Consider the following 20932-nt stretch of genomic DNA (forward strand, 5'->3'; position numbering starts at 1 on the left):
GGTCTCAGTGACGGTGCCGTGGGGGGCGGATCGGGGGCCGGGGCGCGGTGCCTACCGGCCGTCCGGCGGTGCGTACCGGATGCGGTGGCAGAGCGCCGGGAGGTCGCCGGAGGCGAGCCGGGGCAGCACCTGCGGCAGCTCCTCGAAGGCGGACTCCCCGGTGATCAGCGCATCGAAGGCCGGATCGGCGAGGAGTTCGAGGGCGAGCGCCATCCGGTCGGCGTAGCTGCGGCGGGCCCGCCGGGCCGGGGAGACGGTGCCGACCTGGCTGCTGCGCACGACCAGCCGGCGGGAGTGGAAGGCCTCGCCCAGGGGCAGGCTGACCCGCCGGTCGCCGTACCAGCTCAGCTCCAGGACGGTGCCTTCCGGCGCGAGCAGTTCGAGGGCGCGGGTCAGTCCTTCCTCGGTGGCGCTGGCGTGCACGACGAGGTCGCAGTCGCCGCGGGCGTCGGCGGGCAGCGCGAAGTCCACACCGAGCGCCTCGGCGGTGGCGGCGCGGCCGGGATCGGCGTCGACCAACTGCACCCGCACCGCCGGGTAGCGGGCGAGGAGGGCGGCCACACTGCATCCGACCATGCCGCCGCCGATCACCGCGATCCGGTCGCCGATCAGCGGCCCGGCGTCCCAGAGGGCGTTGACCGCGGTCTCGACGGTGCCGGCGAGGACGGCCCGGGCGGCGGGCACGGTGTCCGGTACGGGGGTGACGGCGCGGGCCGGGACGACGTAGTGCGTCTGGTGCGGGTACAGGCAGAAGACCGTGCGGCCGCGCAGTGCGGGCGGTCCCTCCTCGACGACGCCGACGTTGAGGTAGCCGTATTTGACCGGTGCCGGGAAGTCGCCCTCCTGGTAGGGCGCCCGCATCGTGGTGTGCTGGCTCTCGGACACCTGGCCGCGGAAGACCAGGGTCTCGGTGCCGCGGCTCACCCCGGACCACAGGGTGCGCACCAGCACCTCGTCGGGACCGGGCCCGGACAGCTCCGCCGGCCGGATCCCGCCCTGTCCCGGGGCGGTTGTCCAAAAGGCACAAGCGGCGCGCGGCAACGGGATCCTCCTGGACGCTACGGCGAGGAGTCCTCGATGCTGGGGATCAAGGACGCCGTCACCCTACGCGGCGCCCCCCGACTCCGCCACAGGTCAAGGGAGGCACGGTGGCCGTACAAGAGCACTTCGACACAAGAGCCTTGGGGCCGGACACCACGGCGGGCATGGGCGTGCAGCTGCTGGTGCTGGAGGTGCTGTGCCGGGTGGTCGGGCTGGGCACCGCGGGATGGCTGACGGGCTCGGCGTTCGCGGTGGTGACCTGGGCGGTGCTCACGCTGGCGCTGCGCCGGTCGTGGACCGGTCCGTTCGGGCCGGCGAACCGCGTCACGCTGGCCCGGGCGATCCTGGTGGGCGGGGTGACCGCGCTGGTCGCGGACTCCTTCGACCGGCGGGCCCCGGTCGCGGTGCTGACCGCGCTGGCCACGGTGGCGCTGATCCTGGACGCCGTGGACGGCCGGGTGGCCCGGCGCACCGGCACGGCGACGCCGCTGGGGGCGCGCTTCGACATGGAGGTCGACGCGTTCCTGATCCTGGTGCTGTGCGTGTACGTCGCGATGCCGCTGGGCGTCTGGGTCCTGGCGATCGGTCTGATGCGGTACGCGTTCGTCGCGGCGTCCTGGGTCCGGCCGTGGTTGCGCGGTGCGCTGCCGCCCAGCATGGCCCGGAAGACGGTGGCGGCGCTGCAGGGCGTGGTGCTGGTGGTGGCCGGTGCCGGGATCGTGCCACGGACGGTGGCCGGCGCTGCGGTGGCCGGGGCGCTAGCGCTGCTGGTGTGGTCGTTCGGACGGGACGTCAGGTGGCTGTGGCGGGCCCGGGCGGACGCCGCTACGTGCCCGCGTGCCGTCCCAGGTAGACGACCAGTGCGAGGAAGAGCAGCAGCAGGTTCGTGACGAGGACGGAGAGCAGGATCCGGCGCAACAGGCCGGCGCGCGGCGGCCGGTGGGTGACCAGCACGGCGCCGGGCAGCCGGGCCAGCTGGAGGCCCGGGCGGAGCGCGGTGGTGCGCGGGCGCAGCGCGCCGCAGCGCGGGGAGGCGTGGTGACGGGCGGTCGGCTCGGGGCAGCCGCGGCCGTGGCCGCGGGGTCGGTGCAACGGCCCCCGGGCCGGCGGGCGCCCGCGGCAGGGCCGGGCGGCACCCGGGCCGGGGGGCACCGGTATGCAGGTGCGGGAACGGACCGCCCGCCAGGGCGGCGGTCCTTTGCGCCGTGCTGCGCCGGACATCCGCACTCACCCGGTCCCGGTGGGGTGTGACCGGGCGCCGCTCATGTCCGCGCCCCTGCCCGGCCCGCACCGCGGGTCTGGTGTGCCCGTACCGACTCGGCGAAACCGCCCACGCATGGTCCTCCGCGTTCAGGCCGCACGGCCGTCGCGTCATCTGTTGAATTGCGGATTTCTGCAACTGTAGACGACGGGGGTGCCCGATTTGAATGGGTGGGCCGGACAAACCGGGTGCACGCCCGGCACGCGATCCCGGTGGACAGGCCCGCGGCCTTTGCCGATAGTGACGCGCATGACCTCACTGATACGGCACGTCACCGTCGACTGCACCGATGCCCACCGTCTGGCGACCTTCTGGGCCGGGGTGCTGGGCGGTTCGCTGGCCGCGGACGACTTCCCGGGGGATCCGGAGGCCACGGTCACCACCGCGGCCGGTGCGCTGCTGTTCGTCGCGGTGCCCGAGGCCAAGGCCGGGAAGAACCGGCTGCATCTGGATCTGCAGCCGCAGGACCGCGGCCGCGACGAGGAGGTCGAACGGCTGCTGGCGCTCGGCGCGACCCTGGTCGCCGACCACCGCCGGCCCGACGGGACGGGGTGGGCGACGATGGCCGACATCGAGGGCAACGAGTTCTGCGTGGAGCGCAGCGCGGCGGAGCGTGCGGGCTGAGCCGCGGCTCAACTCCCCGGCCCGCGCGGGGGCGTGCCGGTCCGCCGGCTCACGCGGCGGGCCGGCCCAGGTAGGTCCGCAGGTGGCGGGCCGTCAGGGTGTCCGCGGTGGCGACGAGGTCGGCGGGGGTGCCTTCGAAGACGATGCGGCCGCCGTCGTGGCCGGCGCCGGGGCCGAGGTCGACGATCCAGTCGGCGTGGGCCATGACGGCCTGGTGGTGTTCGATGACGATGACGGTGTTGCCGTCGTCGACGAGCCGGTCGAGCAGGCCCAGCAGCCGGTCCACGTCGGCCGGGTGCAGTCCGCTGGTGGGTTCGTCGAGGAGGTAGACGGCGCCCTTCTCGGCCATGTGGAGGGCGAGTTTGAGCCGCTGCCGTTCGCCGCCGGAGAGGGTGGTGAGCGGCTGGCCGAGGCCGAGGTAGGGCAGGCCCACGTCGGCGAGCCGGTCGAGGACGGTGCGGGCCTGGCCGGAGGGGAAGAACTCCCGGGCCTCGGCGACCGACATCGCGAGCACCTCGCTGATGTTCTTGCCGCGCAGGGTGTAGGTGAGCACCTCGGGCGTGAACCGCCGGCCCTCGCACTCCTCGCAGACGGAGGCCACGCCGGCCATCATCGCCAGGTCGGTGTAGACCAGTCCGATGCCCTTGCAGGTGGGGCAGGCGCCTTCGGAGTTGGCGCTGAACAGTCCGGGACCGACGCCGTTGGCGCGGGCGAAGGCGGTGCGCACCGGGCCGAGCAGTCCGGTGTAGGTGGCCGGGTTGGAGCGCCGGGAGCCGCGGATCGGGGACTGGTCGGCGGTGATGACGCCGTCCCGGCCGCTCAGTGAGCCGTGGATAAGTGAGCTCTTGCCCGAGCCGGCCACGCCGGTGACGACGGTGAGCACGCCGAGCGGCAGGTCGACGCTGACGTCCTTGAGGTTGTGGGTGGTCGCGCCGGTGATGGCGAGGTGGCCGGTGGGCCGCCGGAGGTGCTCGCGCAGCCCGGCGCGGTGGTCGAGATGGCGGCCGGTGAGGGTGCCGGAGGCCCGCAGGCCGCGGACGTCGCCGGTGTAGCAGATCCGTCCGCCGGCCGGTCCGGCGCCGGGGCCGAGGTCGACGACGTGGTCGGCGACGGCGATGGTCTCGGGTTTGTGCTCGACGACGAGGACGGTGTTGCCCTTGTCGCGCAGCCGCAGCAGCAGGTCGTTCATCCGCTGGATGTCGTGCGGGTGCAGGCCGACGGTGGGCTCGTCGAAGACGTAGGTGACGTCGGTCAGGCTGGAGCCGAGGTGGCGGACCATCTTCACCCGCTGGGCCTCGCCGCCGGAGAGGGTGCCGGATTCCCGGTCCAGGCTCAGATAGCCGAGGCCGATCTCGACGAGGGATTCCAGGGTGTGGCGGAGGGTGGCGACCAGCGGGGCCACCGACGGGTCGTCGATGCCGCGGACGAACTCCACCAGATCGCTGATCTGGAGGGCGGAGCATTCGGCGATGTTGCGGCCGGCGATGCGGGAGGCGAGGGCCGCGGGGTTGAGGCGGGCGCCGCCGCAGGCGTCGCAGGCGGCGAAGGTCACCGCACGGTCGACGAAGGCCCGGATGTGCGGTTGCAGGGATTCCCGGTCCTTGGCGAGATAGGTCCGCCGGACCCGCGTCAGCAGTCCTTCATAGGTGATGTTCGAGGTGCCGCGCTTGATTTTCGTGGCGGGCTTGTGCAGGAAGTCGTCCCACTGCGCGGGGGTGAAATCCGCGAGCTTCACGTCGGGGTCGAAGAATCCGGAGTGCGCGAGGGTCTGCCAGTACCACGAGCCCACGGTGAATCCGGGGGCGTTGATCGCGCCCTCGTTGAGGGAGCGCGAGGTGTCCACGAGCTGGTCGAGGTCGATGGTGGAGACCCGGCCGAGCCCCTCGCACCCGGGGCACATGCCCTCGGCGCTGTTGAAGCTGAACGCGGTGGAGGTCCCGGCGTGCGGGGTGCCCAGGCGGCTGTAGATGATCCGCAGCATGGTGTGGGCGTCGGTGGCGGTGCCGACCGTGGAGCGCGCGTTGGCGCCCATGCGTTCCTGGTCGACGACGATCGCCGCGCTCAGATTGCGCAGGGCGTCCACGTCGGGCCGGCTGCGCGCCGGCATGAAGGACTGCACGAAGGCCGTGTAGGTCTCGTTGATGAGCCGCTGGGACTCGGCCGCGACGGTGCCGAAGACCAGGGAGGACTTCCCGGATCCGGAGACTCCGGTGAAGACCGTGAGCCGGCGCTTGGGAATGTCCAGGGAAATGTCGGCGAGATTGTTCTCCCGGGCGCCGCGCACCTCGATCACATCATGACTGTCCGCCGCGTACGCGGTCTCCTTTTCCGGCTTTCCGACCTGCTCGGCCCCCATGTCAGCCGCCACCCCTCCTGATATCCTTACACCGTAAAGAGTTCGCCGGGTGACGTTACTTTATGGCGTAAGGAGACGGCAAGTGGTGGTATTCGCCGGCCAGGGCGATCCCCGTCGGTCGATGGCTCTGCTGTGGCGCGACGAGCGCCCCGGCGGGGCGCGGACGCGGCAGTGGCCGGGCCCCAAACCGGCCCTGAGCGTCGAGGTGATCGTCCGCGCCGGGATCGCGGTCGCCGACGCGGAGGGCATGGCGGCCCTGTCCATGCGCGCGGTCGGCGAGCGGCTGGGACGCACCGCCATGGCGCTGTACACCTACGTCCCGGGCAAGAGCGAGCTGGTGGACCTGATGTACGACCAGGTGCTGGCCGAGCTGCCGCACGACTACGACCTGGCGGCGGGCTGGCGGGCCGCGGTGACGTCCTGGGCCGAGGACACCTGGGAGTTCTACCTGCGCCACCCCTGGGTGCTCCAGGTCTCCCAGGCCCGCCCGGTGCTCGGCCCCCACGAGTACCGCGCCCTGGAGACGCTGCTGGCGCTGCTGTACGCCACCGGCCTCGACTCCGCGGTGCTGCGGCGGGTGGTCGGGACGCTGGTGCACGTCGTGCGCGGGGCCGCGCGGACCGTCGCCGAGGCCCGGCTGGCCGCGGCCTCGACCGGGGTGTCCGACGAGGACTGGTGGCTGGCGCGGTCCGGGATGCTGGAGGAGGTGGTGCCCGACTTCGCGGCGCGCTTCCCGCTGCTGGTCCGGCTGGAGACCGAGGGCGCGGTCCCGGTCGCGGACGACGCGGTGCCGTATCTGGAACGTGAGGCGCGGGCGACCTTCGAGGGCGGACTCGCGGTCGTCCTGGACGGGGTCGAGGCGGCGATCCGGCGCGCCCGCTGAGCCGGAACCGGCCGCACCGGCCCCGCCGCCGAGGGCCGTTGGGGTGATGAAGGGGGCCTGGGGCCCCTTGCCGGGTGTCGTCGGCCGGGCCCCGCGCGTTGGTCTGCCATGACCGTCTTCCGCGTCCGACCGTGGTTCCTGCCGTCCAGCCTCGCGGCGTTCCTGACCGAGGTGTGGCCGGACGGGCCGGCCGACCCCCCGTCGGACGCCGGCCCCGGGAACCGCTCGGACGCGGCGTCCGATACCCGGTCAGGTGAGTGCCGGCCGGTCGATCCGCCGACCGGCGAAGGAAGCTGCGGCGAGCCCCCGGAGAACCCCGCTGACCGGCCCTGATGCGCGGCCGGACGGGACGGCGGGGCAGCGGACTTGACGGCGTGTCGGAGACCGGCGGGCGCGCCCTCGGCCGTCATCGGGTCAGCACGAATGGCGAGCGCGGTTGATCGCCCATAGCTTCGCCTCATGGCGCTACAACAGATGACACTCCTGGGCTGTGTCGCCGCGGTGATGGCCGGCGGACTGGGCGCGGCCCCTCCCTCCGATGCCCCGGGACGGCATGTGGTCCGCCCGGGCGAGTCGATCCAGCAGGCGGTGGACGCGGCCCGGCCCGGTGACACCGTCGTCCTGCGGCCCGGGGTCTACCGCGAGAGCGTGCTGATCACCACATCGCGGCTGCGTCTCGTCGGGGCCGGCAAGAAGACGGTGATCCGCCCGTCGGCGAAGCGGGCGGCGAACCGCTGCGGCGAGGAGGGCAACGGCATCTGCGTGCTCGGCTCGCCGCACCATCCGCTCCGGGACGTCAGCATCCGCGCGTTGACCGTCACCGGCTTCAAGCAGAACGGCATCTGGGCCTCCGGCACCGACCGGATGACCGTGCACGGGGTGACGTCCCGGAAGAACGGGGTCTGGGGCATCGCGCAGGAGAAGTCCACCCGCGGCGTGATCCGCGACAACTTCGTCACCGACAACGGCGACTCCGGCATCTTCCTGGCGAACACCGTCAAGGAGGAGGGCGGCGCGACCGACACCCGGGGCGCGTCGATCACCCAGAACCGGATGTCCCACAACCGGATCGGTATCACCGTCCGCCGGGTCAGGAACCTGACGGTCGGCCACAACACCGTCACCGGGAACTGCGCCGGGGTCTTCATCGTCGGCGACGAGTCCCGCCCCCGGGCGGGCGCGCTGACCGTACGGGACAACGACGTCTCCCGGAACAACAAGCACTGCGCCGCCACCAAGCGGCTGCCGTTCCTCCAGGGCTCGGGCATCGTGCTCACCGGCACCGAGCGGGCGCTGGTGCGGCACAACCTGGTCCGCGACAACCGGGGCACGTCGCCGCTCTCCGGGGGCGTGGTGCTCTTCCACAGCTTCGTGGGCGCGCTCAACGAGCACAACACCGTCGTCGACAACATCGTGCTGCGCAACAAGCCGGTCGACCTGGCCGACCGGGACCCCAAGGGCCGGGGCAACCGGTTCGTCCGCAACGTCTGCCGGACCTCGAAGCCGGCCGGGCTGTGCTGACGGCCCACCTGGCGCACCCGGTGCCACGGGTGCACTCACCTACCACGGGAGAATAGAGGCTCCAATGACCACCGTAAGTCCCTCGCCCCAGTCGGCCATGCGGCTGCGGGAGCTCGTCTTCGGAGCCGCGTGCGCGGCCGCGGTACGGGCGGCGGCGCGGCTCGGCGTCGCCGACGCGCTCGGCGACCGGCCGGCCTCCGCCGAGGAGCTCGCCGCCGAGGTGAAGGCCGAACCGCGGCCGATGGAAAGGCTGTTGCGCGCCCTGTCCTGCTACGGGATCTTCGCCGAGACCGACGACGGGAAGTACGTCCACACCGACATGTCCCGGATGCTGCGCGAGGACGCCCCGAACAGCCTGCGCTACATCTCCCTGTGGTGCACCGAGCCGTGGACCTGGGAGGCGTGGCCGCGGCTCGACGAGGCGGTGCGCTCCGGTCGCGACGTCTTCGACGACCTGTACGGCAAGAGCTTCTTCGAGTACCTGCACCAGGACGCCACGGAGTCCGCCCAGGTCTTCGACCGGGCCATGACCACCTCCAGCAGGCAGTCGGCCGAGGACGTCGCCCGGCTGCTGGACCTGTCGAAGGCGCAGTCGGTGGCGGACATCGGCGGCGGACAGGGCCACGTCCTCGCCAGCCTGCTGGAGAAGCACCCCTCGCTGGAGGGCACCCTGCTCGACCTGCCCACGGTCGTAGCGCACCCGGACCCCCGGCTGCGCGCGGGCGGTCCGCTCGCCCCGCGGGTGAAGGTGGTGCCCGGCGACTGCCGGGAGGACATCCCGGTCCGGGCCGACGTCTACATCATCAAGAACATCCTGGAGTGGGACGACGACTCCACCCGCCGGACGCTGCACAACGTCAAGGCGGCGGCCCGGCCCGGCGCCCGGGTGGTGGTCATCGAGAACCTCGTCGACGACAGCCCGTCGATGAAGTTCACCACCGCCATGGACCTGCTGCTCCTGCTGAACGTGGGCGGCGCCAAGCACACCAAGGACAGCATGATCCGCCGGCTCTCGGACGCCGGTCTGGAGGTGCACGACGTCCTCGTCGTCAACCCGTACCTGCACGCCTTCGAGTGCACCGTCCCGGCGTGAGCACCAAGCCGCCGTGAACCGCCCGGGAACGGCCGGCCGCCCGGCGGGGAGAGTGCTCCCCGCCGGGCGGCCGTGCCGTTTCCCGGGCGGCGGCCGGGGCCCGAGGGATCGCCCCGGCCCGGCCTGCGCGTCAGTGACTGCCGTCGCGCTCCCAGCGGTAGAACTGCTGGGCCATCGCGTCCTTGGGGCTCCGCCAGGTCTCGGGGTCGTAGGCGCTGACGAAGGCGGACAGCTTGTCGCTCACCGCACGGAACTCGGGGTGCCCGGTGACCTTGGCGATCTCCGGGCCGGGCGGCCGGTCGGACTCGATGAGGTGCAGGTAGACCTCACCGAACTGGAACAGGGTCCGCCGCGAGACGCCGACCAGGTGTGGCAGTTCCGTACGGTCGGACTCGCGGAAGACCTCCGCGATGTCCGGTGCCGAACCGGGTTTCATGCGGGCGACGATCAGAGCGTGATGCATCGGGAAGATCCCTTCGTTGCCGCCCGAGGGCGGTCCGGACGCGGCCCGGCGGGCCGTCAGCTGACGGCGGCGGACCGCAGCTCGCGGTCCCGCTGCTCGATCTTGTCCCGGATGAGCTCCATCTGGATCCGGGAGTTGCGGTTGATGAGCTCGGTCATGCCCTTGTCGTCGATCGGGGCGTCCGGCTTCATCGCGAAGTCCTGGGTCCAGTGCATCGAGGTGCCGCCGGGGATCTCGGAGTACTTCCAGTGGATGTCCATGTGCGCGAACGGGCCGGTCTCCACCCGGCGGGCACGGACGGTGCGGTGGGCGCGGTCGACGACCCGCTCGGAGACCCAGCTCCAGACGGTGCCGTTGTCGTCCGGGTGCATCGTCAGCCGGAAGGTGGTCTTGTCGCCCTCGCGGGACAGCACCTCGACCGCGGCGTACTCGCTGAACAGCTGCGGCCAGTTCTCCAGGTCGTTGGTGATGTCCCAGACGAGGTCGAGGGGCGCGGCGATGGTGATGTCGTTCTCGGTGTGGCCGGGCATGTCAGGCTCCTGTCGTAGGCACTTTGTCGGCTTCCAGGGGGGCTTTGCCAGGGGTGTTGACGAGGGCGAGGAAGTCGCGCGGCGTCTTGCAGCGCTCCGCGTCGGTCGGCATCGGCCGGCCGCGCCGGTTCTCCAGCTCGCCCACGATGCCCAGAAGGCCCAGCGAGTCGAGGCCGAACTCGGCGAAGGTCGAGTCGGCCCGGTTCGCCAGGTCCTTCGGGTCGACGGTCAGGCCGGCGGCGGACTTCATCAGCGCTGCCAGCTCGTCGAGGGTCAGTTGAGCAGTCATGTGCGGTTCTCCTTCTCACGAGGGGGACGGCGGGCCCTGCCGCAGCACCATTGCCGCGTTCGAGCCCATCAGTCCCCGGCTCAGCACCAGCGCCGTCCGCAGTTCGGCGGGGCGGGCCCGGCCGGTCACGACGTCAAGGTCGTGGCACACGTCGACGACGTTGGGGGTGGGCGGCACCACACCGTGTTCCATGGCGAGCACCGCGGCCGCGATGTCCAGGACGGGGGCACCGCAGTACGCCCGCCCGGTGCCGGTCTTGGGCGCGGTCACCGGGACCTGGGTGGCCTGCCGGCCCAGGGCGTCCGCGAGGGCCAGCGCCTCGGCCCGGTCGGCCGAGGGGACGCCCAGGGCGTCCGCGAACACCACGTCGATCTCGTCCGGGGCGCACCGCGCGTCCTCCAGCGCGCCGCGGATGGCGTGGGCGAGTCCGGCCCGGGACTCCTCCCACCGGGAGGCGCCGGTGAAGGTCGCGGCGTGTCCGGACAGTTCGGCCCGGACGGGTGCGCCACGGCGCTCGGCCGCCGTCGTCTCCTCGACGACCAGCATCGCGCCGCCTTCGGCTGGCACGAATCCGCAGGCGTCGTCGGTGAACGGACGGTAGGCGCGGACCGGGTCGTCGAGCGTGCTCAGATCGTCGTAGCCGAGCTGGCAGACGACCGAGTAGGGGGCCAGCGGTGCCTCGGCGGCGCCCACGACGACCGCGTCGGTGCCGCGCCGCACGGTGCGGCAGGCGTGCGCCAGGGCGTCCAGGCCGCCCGCCTCGTCGCTGGCCACGACTCCGCAGGGGCCCTTGAAGCCGCCGCGGATGGAGATCTGTCCGGTGCTGGCGGCGTAGAACCAGGCGATCGACTGGTAGGGGCCGACGTACTTGGAGCCCTGGCCCCACAGCCGTTGCAGCTCGCGCTGGCCGAACTCGCCGCCGCCGGACCCGGCGGCGGTGACGACGCCGACCGCGAACGGCGAGTCGGCGTAGTCGGCGCGGCCGAGGCGGGCGTCGTCCAGCGCGAGGTTGGCCGCCGCCATGGCGAAGTGGGTGAACCGGTCGGTCTGGACGAGGTAGCGCTCCTCGATCAGGTCCGCCGGGTCGAAACCGCGCACCTCACCGGCGACCTTGAGCGGAAGGTGCTCGCAGCCCTCCCGGGTCACCCGGTCGAGGACGCTGATGCCTTCCTTGGTCGCCTTCCAGAAGGCGTCGGTGCTCACCCCGTTGGGGGCGATGACGCCCATACCGGTGACGACGGAGCGTCGTTCCTTCGCGGAGCTCATGCTGCCCTCCCGCCCTGTCGGGTCAGTACCACCGCTGACTGGAATCCGCCGAAGCCGCTGCCGACCGAGAGCACCGAACGCAGCGGCAGTTCCCGCGCCGTCCTGGGCACGTAGTCGAGGTCGCACTCCGGGTCCGGAGTCTCGTAGTTGGCCGTCGGCGGCACGACCTGGTGGGTCAGTGCCAGCACGCAGGCGACGATCTCGATGGCGCCGATCGCGCCCAGCGAGTGGCCCACCATGGATTTGATGGAGCTCATCGGCACCTTGTGGGCGTGTGCGCCCAGCGACCGCTTGACCGCGGCGGTCTCGTGCCGGTCGTTCTGCTGGGTGCCCGAACCGTGCGCGTTGACGTAGTCGACCTGGGTGGCGTCGATCCTGGCGTGGTCGAGCGCGCGGTTGATCGCCTCGGCCATCTCCAGGCCCTCCTGGGTCAGACCGGTCATGTGGTAGGCGTTGCCGAAGGTGGCGTAGCCGCGGATCTCGCAGAGCACGGTCGCACCGCGGGCCCGGGCGTGCTCCAGCTCCTCCAGGACGAGCACGGCGCCGCCCTCACCCATGACGAATCCGTCGCGGTGGGCGTCGAACGGCCGGGAGGCGTGGGCGGGGTCGTCGTTGTTGGCGGAGGTCGCCTTGATCGCGTCGAAGCAGGCCACCGTGATCGGGGAGATCGGCGAGTCCGACGCACCGGCGACGCAGACGTCGACCTTGCCCTCCTCGATGGAGTGGAAGGCGTAGCCGATGGCGTCGAGGCCGGAGGTACAGCCCGTGGAGACGGTCTGCACCGGGCCGTGCGCGCCGACCTGTTCGGCCACCGCGGAGGCCAGCGAACTGGGCGAGAAGGCCCGCTCCAGGTAGCGGCCGGCCGGCCGGTGGTCGACGTCCCAGCGCTTGCCGCGGTCGCTGACGGCGACGTAGTCGTGTTCGAGGCGGGTGGTGCCGCCGACCGCGGTGCCCAGGGAGACCCCGATGCGCCAGGGGTCCTCCCGTCCGGGGTCCAGGCCGGCGTCGCGCAGCGCCTCGTCCGCGGCGACCATGGCGAACTGGACGTAGCGGTCCGAGCGGGCGACCTGCTCCGCGCTCAGGCCGTGCGCCGCGGGGTCGAAGTCGCATTCGGCGGCGATGCGCGAGCGGAATCCCTCCGGGTCGAAGAGGGTGATGCCACGGGTCGCCGTACGGCCGGCGGACAGCAGGTCCCAGAAGGCGGGCACTCCCACCCCGCCGGGCGCGACGATCCCGACTCCGGTGACCGCCACGCGGCGCGTCATGACACCGGCTCCGTGCGTTCGGGCGGAGCGGCGGGGCTGCTCTCCTCGGTGCCCTCGGTGTCGACGTGCCCCAGCTCGGGGCGGGGCGCCAGCGGGCCGAGGTGGAAGACCATCCGGGCCTCGACGTCCCCGACGTTGCGGAACCGGTGCCGCATGTAGGGCGGGATCAGCAGCCCCTGGTCCGGGCGCAGCGGATGGGGCTCCCCGTCGAGGTCCACTTCGAGCGCGCCCTGGACGACGTACACGAACTCCTCGGAGTACGGGTGGTAGTGCTCGCCGATGCGCTCGCCGGGCTGGACGAGGGCCATGCCCATGAAGCCGCTCGTGGCGCCCACCGCGCTGGGCGTCAGCATGGCGCGCAGATCACCTCCGCGCCGGCGGTTGGGCTGGGTCTCGCTGAGGTCCACGATGCGTGGGCGGTGCGTGGTCATGGCTGATTCCTCCAGGGGAGTGAAGCCGGCGGTGGGTTGGGATGGGACCTGCTCCGGGCGGACGGGTCAGGCGCCCGCGGACCGGCGGTCGGTGATCAGGGCCATGTCGCAGCGCGCCAGGAAACGCGCGAGCTCGCGGTCGTTGGACAGACCGCCGGCCACTTCGGTGTCGAGCAGACGGCGCAGTACGGCCGTCTTGCGCGAGCCGCGGATGCCGAGCGAGAGCAGCGGGTCCTGGTCGAGCGGGATCCGCATGTCGACGAGCCGGACGACGACGTCGTCGCGCTGGAAGACGGTGCTGCCGGCGACGGGGCAGTCCGGGTCGTCGGCGGCCAGCTCGTCCTGGCGGGCCAGCATCCTGGCCAGCGCCATGCCGCAGCCTTCCTTGGCCGGGTAGAACAGCGCGTGGCGCCGTACGTCCTCGGGCCGCGCGCTGCCGGAGGCGACGTGGTGCACGGCGGGCAGGGCGGCGCGGGTGAAGAACACCCGGGCGGAGTTCGGGTCGCTGAGATCGCGGTCCTGCTCCAGGTAGGGGTTGATGGCCTCCTCGACGGCCCGGACCTCGGGCTGCTGGGAGACGTGGCGGAGCGCCGCCACCAGGTCGCCCTGCACCTCGACCGCGCGGACGACGCGGTTGCCGTGCATGAACAGGGAGGTGCGGCGCAGCCGGGTGGTGTCGTCGACCCGGGCCTCCGGCGAGTCGTAGCCGGCCAGGATCTCGGCGACCTTGTCCTCGCTGCCGGGCTTGACGGTGAAGGTCAGCGCGTGCCGCACCACACCGTCGCCGACGCGGGGGTTGGCCTGGAGCCGGCCCTTGGGGGGCTCGGGGGCCCGGGCGGCGATGTTGGAGGTCTCGCGCAGGACGCTGAAGCGCAGCGAGCGGGTGTCACGGACGCAGGCGTGCAGCGGCTGGACCATCTTGACGTGCTCCTCGCTGTTGACCCAGGCGAGGAACGGGGGCGCGCTCTCCCATTCGCTGGTGATCAGCCACTGCGAGGGGTTCTCGATGGACTGGCACAGCTGGTCGGTGAGGTGCCCGGGAACGGACGCGACCTGGTTGCGCAGGTGCTCGTAGGCTTCCAGGAACTGCTGCTGGGCTCCGTCGTGGAGGTCCAGGAGCAGTACGACCCTGAGCCGCGAGCCGTCGAAGGCTGACTGGGATATTCGTTCCGACAGCGTTGTCATCGTCTACGCATCTCCTTCGGTGCCCGATGGCCCCTGTGGTGCGTCGTCAGTTCCGGTGCGATCCGGGGGACTGAGCCGGATGGTGGGCCGCCCGCCCCGGTTGTCCGGGGGGCGTCCCGAATTCGATCGTGGCCGGGACGTACGGGCGGCGCGAGATCTGTGAGCCATGCAGGTGAACCGTGATCGAACAGGTCCGCGGCCGGGCATTCGTGCTCCATCTGCCCTCAATGCGCCTTGGAGCTGGAGCACGCCATGAATCCCACCCCCCGAGAACGGGTCCCGGTACTGGTCGTGGGCGGGTCCCTGGTGGGCCTGTCCGCCTCGCTGTTCCTGGGACGGCTGGGCGTACGGCACCTGTTGGTCGAGAAGCACGCCGCCACTTCCCATCACCCGCGCGGGCGCGGCAACAACGTCCGCACGATGGAGCTGTTCCGGGTGGCCGGCGCCGAGCGGCCGATCCGGGAGGCGGCCTCGACGCTGGCCGGCAACCACGGGATCCTGCAGGCCCCTTCACTGACCGGCGACGAACAGGAGTGGCTGTTCAAGGAGATCGACCCGGGCGGCGGGCTGGCCCGGATCAGCCCGGCCGGCTGGTGTCTGTGCAGCCAGAACGACCTCGAACCGGTCCTGGTGCGGTGTGCCCGTGAGCACGGCGGCGACCTGCGTTTCTCCACCGAGCTGGTCTCGTTCGAACAGGACGCGGACGGGGTGACCGCGGAACTCAGGAGCCGGGAGACCGGCGAGCGGCGCACCGTGCGCGCGGACTACCTCATCGCGGCCGACGGTCCCCGCAGCCCGGTGCGCGAGCGGCTGGGCATCGGGCAGAGCGGCCCGGGCGACCTGTTCCACAACGTGAGCATCACCTTCCGGGCCCCCCAGCTGGCGGAGGTGGTGGGCGACCGCCGCTTCATCGCCTGCTACCTGACCAACCCGGAGGCCGACGGCGCCCTGCTGCCGGTGGACAACGAGCGGGACTGGGTCTTCCACGCGCCCTGGCACCCCGACCGGGGCGAGACCCTGGAGGACTTCACCGACGAGCGGTGCATCGACCACATCCGGCGGGCGACGGGTGCGCTGGACATGGCGGTGGAGATCACCGGCAAGGCCCCCTGGCACGCCGCCGAGCGGGTCGCCGAGCGGTACGGCGAGGGCCGGGTCTTCCTCGCCGGCGACGCGGCCCACGAGATGTCGCCCACCGGCGCGTTCGGGTCGAACACCGGCATCCAGGACGCCCACAACCTGGCCTGGAAGATCGCCGCCGTCCTGGACGGCGCGGCGGGCCCGGAGCTGCTGTCGACGTACGAGGCGGAGCGGCTGCCGGTGGCCCGGGAAACCAGCGCCCGCGCCTCGGCCCGCTCCGCGGAGCACAGCCACCCCGGGTACGCACCGGCGCCCGGGGCCGGCGGCGGCCGGCAGCGCGGGGTGCTCACCGTCGCGCTCGGCTACTGCTACCCGCGCGGCGCGGTCGTCGGCGCCGACCCCGAACTCCCGGTGGTTCCGGACCAGTTGCGGATGACCGGCGAACCGGGCACCCGCGCCCCGCACATGTGGCTGACCGGCCCCGAGGGCCGCCGCTCCACCCTCGACCTCTACGAGACGGCGTTCACCCTGCTGTCCGGCTCCGACGGCGACATGTGGCGCACCGCGGCCAAGGGCGCCGTCCAGCGCTTCGGGGTGCGGCTGAACTGCTACCTGATCGGCACCGAACCGGACGACGACCTGGCCCCGGAGGAGGGCGCCGACTGGGCCGAGAAGCACGGCACGACGCCCGAGGGCGCGGTGCTGGTGCGGCCGGACGGTTATGTGGCGTGGCGGGCGGAGGGCCGGGTGGCCGATCCCGAGGCGGCGCTCGCGGAGGTCCTGGAGGCGCTGCTGTGCCGGACCTGAACCGGGCAGATCCGCCGGATACGCCCCTGGTGTTGCGGCCGGTGGTGTCAAGGTGAGCGAAGGGGCCGGCGGGACGTCCGCCGGCCCCTTCGCGCCGGGAACGTATCTTCTGCCCGTCACCACCGCAGGGGCATCTGCGGGCCGCCCCGGCCGCGTCCCGCAACCCGGGCGCCGATTTCCGGTTGAGTCCGGGCATGGATGTCAAGAAGCCCGCCTCGCACCCTTTTCAGCGGATCTCGCTGCCGCACCGGCCCCCGTCGCTGCCGCCGCCGCCCGCCCCTCAGGCGCGCCGGCCGCCCGAGGAGGACACCCCCATCTTCGACCAGCTGCTCAAGGAGTGGCGGGCCGGCACCCTGCGCCCTACGGTTTCCTGGCCGACCGACGATCCGGGGAAGATCAGGGCGGGCGGCGCCGTTGGGAGTGACGAGGGCCGTCCCCGTCCGCGTACCCGTGAAGAGGAGCATGACCGTGAGCCTGTACGACATCCCGCTGCGCACCCTGACCGGTGAGCCCGCCTCGCTCGCCGACCACCGGGGCAAGGCCCTGCTGGTGGTCAATGTGGCGTCCAAGTGCGGGCTGACCCCGCAGTACGAGGGTCTGGAGCGGCTGCAGCAGCGCTATGCGGACCGGGGCTTCTCCGTGCTGGGCTTCCCCAGCAACCAGTTCGCGGGCCAGGAGCCCGGCACCGCCGAGGAGATCGCCACGTTCTGCTCGACGACGTACGGCGTCAGCTTCCCGCTCTTCGAGAAGGGCGACGTCAACGGCGACGCCCGGCAGCCGCTGTACGCCGAGCTCACGGCCGTCGCGGACGCCGAGGGGACCGCCGGCGACGTGCAGTGGAACTTCGAGAAGTTCCTCATCGACCCCGAGGGCCGGGTCGCGGGCCGCTTCCGGCCGCGTACCGAGCCGGAGGCTCCCGAGCTGGTCGCCGCGATCGAGGCGGCCCTGCCGGCCTGAGCCCGGCCGGGCGTCACGCCACGGCGATGTCCGCGCCCTCGGCCCCTGCGCCATCGCCGGCGGGGCCGGGGGCGTCGTCCGGCACGAGCTCGAAGTGGCCGGTCAGTCCGGTCATCCGCAGCAGCCGCCCGACGCTGCTGCCGTCGGTGACACCGGCCAGCCGCAGCCGGCCGCCCCGCTGCCCGGTCCGGTAGCGGGCGCGGCTGAGCAGCGAGAGTCCGGCGCAGTCGATGAAGGTCACCGCGCGCAGGTCGAGCACGAGATCGGCGCCCTGTGCGCCGGTGACGTCGTCGAGCCGGCCGGAGAGCACCGACACGGCGAGGATGTCGAGCTCACCGTGGAGCTCGAAGACGGTCGCGCCGTCGGCGGCGCGACCGGGTCCCGCAATTCTCGGGTAGTACTGACGTTCGTCCATCGGCCCGGCCCACTTTCGTGCCGCGGCACCGGAAACGGCCAGGCGCCACGGCGGAGACGTACAAGAGAGGTGGGGGGCGCCCGGCGCGATCCGGGCGGGGTCGGCCCGTTTCCGGGGCGTCGTTGCGCTTGAGTTGTCTACGGCTTACCCGCCGTCCCGCCGCCTCAACTCCCCGGCGTACGCCGCCTCACGAGGTTGTCTCAAAGTCGCCCCTCGGCGCACAGCGGACGGTATCCACACCCCGCACGCCATCACCTGCCGACGGCCCCATCGGCCTGCTCCCGCAGGATGTCGGCGTGCCCGGCATGCCGCGCGGTCTCCTCGATCATGTGCACCAGCACCCAGCGCAGCGACCGGACCACCCCGGCCTTCCCCGCCGGGCGGACGCCGGCGCGGCCCAGGTCGTCGCAGCGCCTGGCGATCTCGTTGGACCGTCGGACGGCCGCGCGGTAGCCGGCCAGAACGTCCTCCGCGCGCTCCTCGGCACCGACCGTCATCCCGAGGTCCGGCGGCGCGTCCCCGGCGCCCTCGAAGGCCCAGACGAACCAGTAGTGCTCCGCGGCGGTCAGATGCTTGACCAGGCCGAGCAGACTGGTCCCGGACGGCACCCCGGGAGCGCGCGCCGCCGGTCCCGCGAGACCCTCCACCTTGGCGGCCACGGCCTCGCGGACGTAGTCGAGGAAGGCGAGCAGGGTGGCCTTCTCGTCGGCGTCGGTGCCCGGCGGGCCGGTGTCGGGGCGCGGCTGAGTCGTCGTCACGGGGGCACCTTAGCCACGGCCCGGGCCGGGCCGCCCGTTCTTTTCCGCCCACCGGCTCCCCGCGGGGCCCGGCGGGTGATCCTTCGGGAATCAGTTGACCTCAATATTGGTTGAGGTCCTAGGTTCCTTTCATGTCGCCGGTCACTCACGGCGATCCGTGACGACCCGGCACACAGGAGGCCACCATGGACATGGAAGTCACCGCCTGGCACTCGCTGCACAGCACGATGACCGCGCAGCAGGGCCGGCACCGCTTCTCCCGCGGCACACTGCGCCGCATCGCGGCGTTCGCCCGGCCGCACCGGCGGCATCTGGTCTGGTTCCTGGTGCTGAGCACGGTGACCGCGATGCTCGCGGTGGCCACCCCGCTGCTCGCCGGCCGGGTGGTGGACGCGATCGTCGGCGGTGACTCGTCCGCCCTGGTGGTCGGCCTGTCCGGGCTGATCGCCCTGATCGCCCTCGCCGAGGCGGGCCTCGGACTGCTGACCCGCTGGCTGTCGGCGAGCATCGGCGAGGGGCTGATCCTGGACCTGCGGACCACCGTCTACGACCACGTCCAGCGGATGCCGATCGCGTTCTTCACCCGGACCCGGACCGGCGCCCTGGTCAGCCGGCTCAACAACGACGTGATCGGCGCCCAGCGGGCGTTCAGCGACACCCTCTCCGGAGTGGTCAGCAACATCGTCACGCTGCTGCTCACCCTCGGCGTGATGCTCAGCCTCTCCTGGCAGATCACCCTGATCGCCCTGGTGCTGCTGCCGGTGTTCGTGCTGCCCGCCCGCCGGGTCGGCCGCCGGCTGGCGGCACTGCGCCGGGAGGGCGCCGACCACAACGCGGCGATGGGCACGCAGATGACGGAACGGTTCTCCGCACCGGGCGCCACCCTCGTCAAGCTGATGGGCCGCCCGGCCCGCGAGTCCGCCGAGTTCGCCGTCCGTGCCCGCCGGGTCCGGGACATCGGCGTCCGCTCGGCCATGGTCCAGACGTACTTCGTCACCGCGCTGACCCTGGTCTCGGCCCTGGCGCTGGCCGTCGTCTACGGCCTGGGCGGCTTCCTGGCGCTGCGCGGGCAGCTGGAGGCCGGTGCGATCGTCTCGCTCGCCCTGCTGCTCACCCGCCTCTACGCCCCGCTGACCGCGCTGTCCGGCGCCCACATCGAGGTGATGAGCGCCCTGGTCAGCTTCGAGCGGGTCTTCGAGGTGCTCGACCTGAAGCCGCTGATCACCGAGAAGCCGGACGCCCGCGAGGTCCCCGACGGGCCGGTGTCGGTGGAGTTCGACTCCGTACGCTTCGGCTACCCGTCCGCCGACAAGGTCTCGCTGGCCTCGCTGGAGGAGGTCGCCACCCTCGACACCCGCGGCGGCGAAGAGGTGCTGCACGGCATCTCCTTCCGCGCCGAACCCGGCCAGATGGTCGCCCTGGTCGGCTCCTCCGGCGCCGGCAAGTCGACCGTCGCCCAGCTGCTGCCGCGGCTGTACGACGCGGACTCCGGCGCGGTCCGGCTGTCCGGGGTGGACGTCCGCGATCTGACCGCCGCCTCGCTGCGCGGGGCCCTCGGCATGGTCACCCAGGACGGCCACCTCTTCCACGACTCGATCCGCGAGAACCTGCTGCTCGCCAAGCCGGAGGCGACCGAGGACGAGCTGTGGGACGCCCTGCGCCGGGCCCGTCTGGAGGAGCTGATCGCCGGCCTCCCCGACGGTCTGGACACCGTCGTCGGCGAGCGCGGCTACCGCCTCTCGGGCGGCGAACGGCAGCGGCTGACCATCGCCCGGCTGCTGCTCGCCCACCCCCGGGTGGTGATCCTCGACGAGGCCACCGCCCACCTGGACAACACCTCCGAGGCGGCGGTCCAGGAGGCCCTCGGCGAGGCCCTGGAGGGACGTACCGCGCTGGTCATCGCCCACCGGCTGTCGACCGTACGCGCCGCCGACCTGATCCTGGTCGTCGAGGGCGGCCGGATCGTCGAACGCGGAACCCACGAGACGCTGCTGGCGGCCGACGGGCGGTACGCGGAGCTGTACCGGACGCAGTTCACCGAGGCGGCGGCCACCTCGCCCGCAGCGTCGCCGTCGGGCCCGGACGCCGGGGCCGCACCGGCCGGTTCCGGCGACGACCTGCTGGTGGACCCGGCCCTGGTGAACTGAACGCGGCATACCGAAGGCCCCCACCTCTTGGCGGGGGCCTTCCGCGTACCGAAAACTGAGGAGATGACGCAGCGCGCGGAACACTCCACCGTCATGGACCGGATCGCCCTGGACGATCTGGTCACCGGCTACGCGGTCGCCGTGGACGACGGCGACTGGCCCGGCTACCTGGCCCTCTTCGCCCCGGACGCGCGGGTCGACTACCGCTCGGCGGGCGGCATCGAGGGCAGCGCCGAGGACGTCGCCGCCTGGCTGGCCGAGATGCTCCGGCTCTTCGAGATCCGCCAGCACCTGATCGTCAACCGCCGGGTCACGCTGGCCTCGCAGGACGGCGCACCGGGCGACACCGCGCGCATCCGGGCCGACTACCTCAATCCGATGCGGCTGGCCGGTCCGGCGACCGACGACGACGGCGGGCCCACCGCCCCCAACTACACCTGCGCCGGCCGCTACGACTTCACCGCCCGCCGCACCCCGGACGGCTGGCGGCTGACCGCGGTGGTCGTACGGGAGAAATGGCGGGAGGTGCGGCAGGCGGGCGACTGACCCGGGCGGTCCGC

Annotated in this window: 21 protein-coding genes; 9 read left to right on the forward strand and 12 right to left on the reverse strand. The window is 72.6% G+C overall.

Annotation, left to right across the window (positions count from 1 at the left end):
• Positions 1-51: 51 nt before the first annotated feature.
• Entirely contained in the window at positions 52-1041 is a 990-nt protein-coding gene (locus ACZ7MX_RS31945; RefSeq protein ID WP_472137145.1) for a zinc-dependent alcohol dehydrogenase, read from the reverse strand.
• 107 nt (positions 1042-1148) lie between these two features.
• Between ACZ7MX_RS31945 and ACZ7MX_RS31950 the strand changes: the two genes are divergently transcribed.
• The gene (locus ACZ7MX_RS31950; RefSeq protein WP_472137147.1) at positions 1149-1931 is read left to right on the forward strand and encodes a CDP-alcohol phosphatidyltransferase family protein; all 783 of its coding nucleotides are present in this window, start codon (positions 1149-1151) and stop codon (positions 1929-1931) included.
• Here ACZ7MX_RS31950 and ACZ7MX_RS31955 read toward each other — a convergent pair.
• Complete coding sequence (locus tag ACZ7MX_RS31955; RefSeq protein ID WP_472137149.1) at positions 1867-2133, reverse strand: hypothetical protein; 267 nt, start codon at positions 2131-2133, stop codon at positions 1867-1869. The genes ACZ7MX_RS31950 and ACZ7MX_RS31955 overlap by 65 nt on opposite strands.
• 418 nt (positions 2134-2551) lie before the next feature.
• Here ACZ7MX_RS31955 and ACZ7MX_RS31960 point away from each other — a divergent pair, with 418 nt between their 5' ends.
• Positions 2552-2926, forward strand: a complete 375-nt coding sequence (locus ACZ7MX_RS31960) for a VOC family protein (RefSeq protein ID WP_472137150.1) — start codon at positions 2552-2554, stop codon at positions 2924-2926.
• Positions 2927-2975: 49 nt separating this feature from the next.
• On the opposite strand, the gene ACZ7MX_RS31965 is transcribed toward ACZ7MX_RS31960, so the two are convergent.
• Complete coding sequence (locus ACZ7MX_RS31965) at positions 2976-5282, reverse strand: ATP-binding cassette domain-containing protein (RefSeq protein ID WP_472137249.1); 2307 nt, start codon at positions 5280-5282, stop codon at positions 2976-2978.
• 82 nt (positions 5283-5364) lie between these two features.
• Here ACZ7MX_RS31965 and ACZ7MX_RS31970 point away from each other — a divergent pair, with 82 nt between their 5' ends.
• The 3 genes from ACZ7MX_RS31970 to ACZ7MX_RS31980 all read left to right on the forward strand — a co-directional run bounded on the left by ACZ7MX_RS31970 (position 5365) and on the right by ACZ7MX_RS31980 (position 8779).
• Positions 5365-6165, forward strand: a complete 801-nt coding sequence (locus tag ACZ7MX_RS31970) for a TetR/AcrR family transcriptional regulator (RefSeq protein ID WP_472137152.1) — start codon at positions 5365-5367, stop codon at positions 6163-6165.
• Positions 6166-6624: 459 nt separating this feature from the next.
• Positions 6625-7686 carry a right-handed parallel beta-helix repeat-containing protein gene (locus ACZ7MX_RS31975; protein ID WP_472137154.1) on the forward strand — a complete coding sequence of 354 codons (1062 nt, stop codon included), beginning with the start codon at positions 6625-6627 and terminating at the stop codon, positions 7684-7686.
• A gap of 64 nt (positions 7687-7750) precedes the next feature.
• A complete protein-coding gene (locus ACZ7MX_RS31980; protein ID WP_472137155.1) occupies positions 7751-8779 on the forward strand; it encodes a methyltransferase in 1029 nt (342 codons plus the stop codon).
• Between the two features lie 130 nt (positions 8780-8909).
• On the opposite strand, the gene ACZ7MX_RS31985 is transcribed toward ACZ7MX_RS31980, so the two are convergent.
• The 7 genes from ACZ7MX_RS31985 to ACZ7MX_RS32015 form a co-directional block, all read right to left on the reverse strand.
• Positions 8910-9242: a TcmI family type II polyketide cyclase gene (locus ACZ7MX_RS31985; protein ID WP_472137157.1), complete on the reverse strand. Its 333-nt coding sequence runs from the start codon at positions 9240-9242 to the stop codon at positions 8910-8912.
• A gap of 56 nt (positions 9243-9298) precedes the next feature.
• A complete protein-coding gene (locus ACZ7MX_RS31990; RefSeq protein WP_472137159.1) occupies positions 9299-9772 on the reverse strand; it encodes an SRPBCC family protein in 474 nt (157 codons plus the stop codon).
• A gap of 1 nt (position 9773) precedes the next feature.
• Entirely contained in the window at positions 9774-10061 is a 288-nt protein-coding gene (locus ACZ7MX_RS31995) for an acyl carrier protein (protein ID WP_030811866.1), read from the reverse strand.
• 15 nt (positions 10062-10076) lie between these two features.
• Entirely contained in the window at positions 10077-11327 is a 1251-nt protein-coding gene (locus ACZ7MX_RS32000) for a ketosynthase chain-length factor (RefSeq protein WP_472137162.1), read from the reverse strand.
• The gene (locus ACZ7MX_RS32005) at positions 11324-12592 is read right to left on the reverse strand and encodes a beta-ketoacyl-[acyl-carrier-protein] synthase family protein (protein WP_472137164.1); all 1269 of its coding nucleotides are present in this window, start codon (positions 12590-12592) and stop codon (positions 11324-11326) included. Before ACZ7MX_RS32005 ends, ACZ7MX_RS32000 begins: the two co-directional genes overlap by 4 nt.
• Positions 12589-13023: a cupin domain-containing protein gene (locus ACZ7MX_RS32010; RefSeq protein ID WP_030811872.1), complete on the reverse strand. Its 435-nt coding sequence runs from the start codon at positions 13021-13023 to the stop codon at positions 12589-12591. Before ACZ7MX_RS32010 ends, ACZ7MX_RS32005 begins: the two co-directional genes overlap by 4 nt.
• Before the next feature lie 66 nt (positions 13024-13089).
• The gene (locus ACZ7MX_RS32015; RefSeq protein WP_362142852.1) at positions 13090-14208 is read right to left on the reverse strand and encodes a TcmI family type II polyketide cyclase; all 1119 of its coding nucleotides are present in this window, start codon (positions 14206-14208) and stop codon (positions 13090-13092) included.
• A gap of 252 nt (positions 14209-14460) precedes the next feature.
• On the opposite strand from ACZ7MX_RS32015, the gene ACZ7MX_RS32020 reads away from it, so the two are divergent.
• Positions 14461-16095 (forward strand): FAD-dependent oxidoreductase, encoded by a 1635-nt coding sequence (locus tag ACZ7MX_RS32020; RefSeq protein ID WP_472137166.1) that lies wholly within the window; start codon positions 14461-14463, stop codon positions 16093-16095.
• A gap of 468 nt (positions 16096-16563) precedes the next feature.
• Positions 16564-17052 (forward strand): glutathione peroxidase, encoded by a 489-nt coding sequence (locus tag ACZ7MX_RS32025; RefSeq protein WP_472137251.1) that lies wholly within the window; start codon positions 16564-16566, stop codon positions 17050-17052.
• 13 nt (positions 17053-17065) lie between these two features.
• Here ACZ7MX_RS32025 and ACZ7MX_RS32030 read toward each other — a convergent pair whose 3' ends face one another.
• Both ACZ7MX_RS32030 and ACZ7MX_RS32035 read right to left on the reverse strand, forming a co-directional pair.
• Positions 17066-17467, reverse strand: a complete 402-nt coding sequence (locus ACZ7MX_RS32030) for an STAS domain-containing protein (protein WP_472137168.1) — start codon at positions 17465-17467, stop codon at positions 17066-17068.
• A gap of 251 nt (positions 17468-17718) precedes the next feature.
• Positions 17719-18225: a DinB family protein gene (locus ACZ7MX_RS32035; protein WP_472137170.1), complete on the reverse strand. Its 507-nt coding sequence runs from the start codon at positions 18223-18225 to the stop codon at positions 17719-17721.
• A gap of 185 nt (positions 18226-18410) precedes the next feature.
• Between ACZ7MX_RS32035 and ACZ7MX_RS32040 the strand changes: the two genes are divergently transcribed.
• Both ACZ7MX_RS32040 and ACZ7MX_RS32045 read left to right on the forward strand, forming a co-directional pair.
• Positions 18411-20372, forward strand: a complete 1962-nt coding sequence (locus ACZ7MX_RS32040) for an ABC transporter ATP-binding protein (RefSeq protein WP_472137172.1) — start codon at positions 18411-18413, stop codon at positions 20370-20372.
• Between the two features lie 63 nt (positions 20373-20435).
• Positions 20436-20918: a nuclear transport factor 2 family protein gene (locus tag ACZ7MX_RS32045; protein ID WP_472137174.1), complete on the forward strand. Its 483-nt coding sequence runs from the start codon at positions 20436-20438 to the stop codon at positions 20916-20918.
• Positions 20919-20932: the final 14 nt, after the last annotated feature.

This window comes from Streptomyces sp. NPDC107765 (assembly GCF_055657085.1).

Coding starts and splice junctions, on each gene's coding strand:
- ACZ7MX_RS32015 (WP_362142852.1), bottom strand. CDS start 14,208: ATGACAACGCTGTCGGAACGAATATCCCAGTCAGCCTTCGACGGCTCG.
- ACZ7MX_RS32045 (WP_472137174.1), top strand. CDS start 20,436: ATGACGCAGCGCGCGGAACACTCCACCGTCATGGACCGGATCGCCCTG.
- ACZ7MX_RS31985 (WP_472137157.1), bottom strand. CDS start 9,242: ATGCATCACGCTCTGATCGTCGCCCGCATGAAACCCGGTTCGGCACCG.
- ACZ7MX_RS32005 (WP_472137164.1), bottom strand. CDS start 12,592: ATGACGCGCCGCGTGGCGGTCACCGGAGTCGGGATCGTCGCGCCCGGC.
- ACZ7MX_RS31975 (WP_472137154.1), top strand. CDS start 6,625: ATGGCGCTACAACAGATGACACTCCTGGGCTGTGTCGCCGCGGTGATG.
- ACZ7MX_RS31965 (WP_472137249.1), bottom strand. CDS start 5,282: ATGGGGGCCGAGCAGGTCGGAAAGCCGGAAAAGGAGACCGCGTACGCG.
- ACZ7MX_RS31980 (WP_472137155.1), top strand. CDS start 7,751: ATGACCACCGTAAGTCCCTCGCCCCAGTCGGCCATGCGGCTGCGGGAG.
- ACZ7MX_RS32030 (WP_472137168.1), bottom strand. CDS start 17,467: ATGGACGAACGTCAGTACTACCCGAGAATTGCGGGACCCGGTCGCGCC.
- ACZ7MX_RS32040 (WP_472137172.1), top strand. CDS start 18,411: ATGGACATGGAAGTCACCGCCTGGCACTCGCTGCACAGCACGATGACC.
- ACZ7MX_RS32010 (WP_030811872.1), bottom strand. CDS start 13,023: ATGACCACGCACCGCCCACGCATCGTGGACCTCAGCGAGACCCAGCCC.
- ACZ7MX_RS31960 (WP_472137150.1), top strand. CDS start 2,552: ATGACCTCACTGATACGGCACGTCACCGTCGACTGCACCGATGCCCAC.
- ACZ7MX_RS31995 (WP_030811866.1), bottom strand. CDS start 10,061: ATGACTGCTCAACTGACCCTCGACGAGCTGGCAGCGCTGATGAAGTCC.
- ACZ7MX_RS31990 (WP_472137159.1), bottom strand. CDS start 9,772: ATGCCCGGCCACACCGAGAACGACATCACCATCGCCGCGCCCCTCGAC.
- ACZ7MX_RS32020 (WP_472137166.1), top strand. CDS start 14,461: ATGAATCCCACCCCCCGAGAACGGGTCCCGGTACTGGTCGTGGGCGGG.
- ACZ7MX_RS32000 (WP_472137162.1), bottom strand. CDS start 11,327: ATGAGCTCCGCGAAGGAACGACGCTCCGTCGTCACCGGTATGGGCGTC.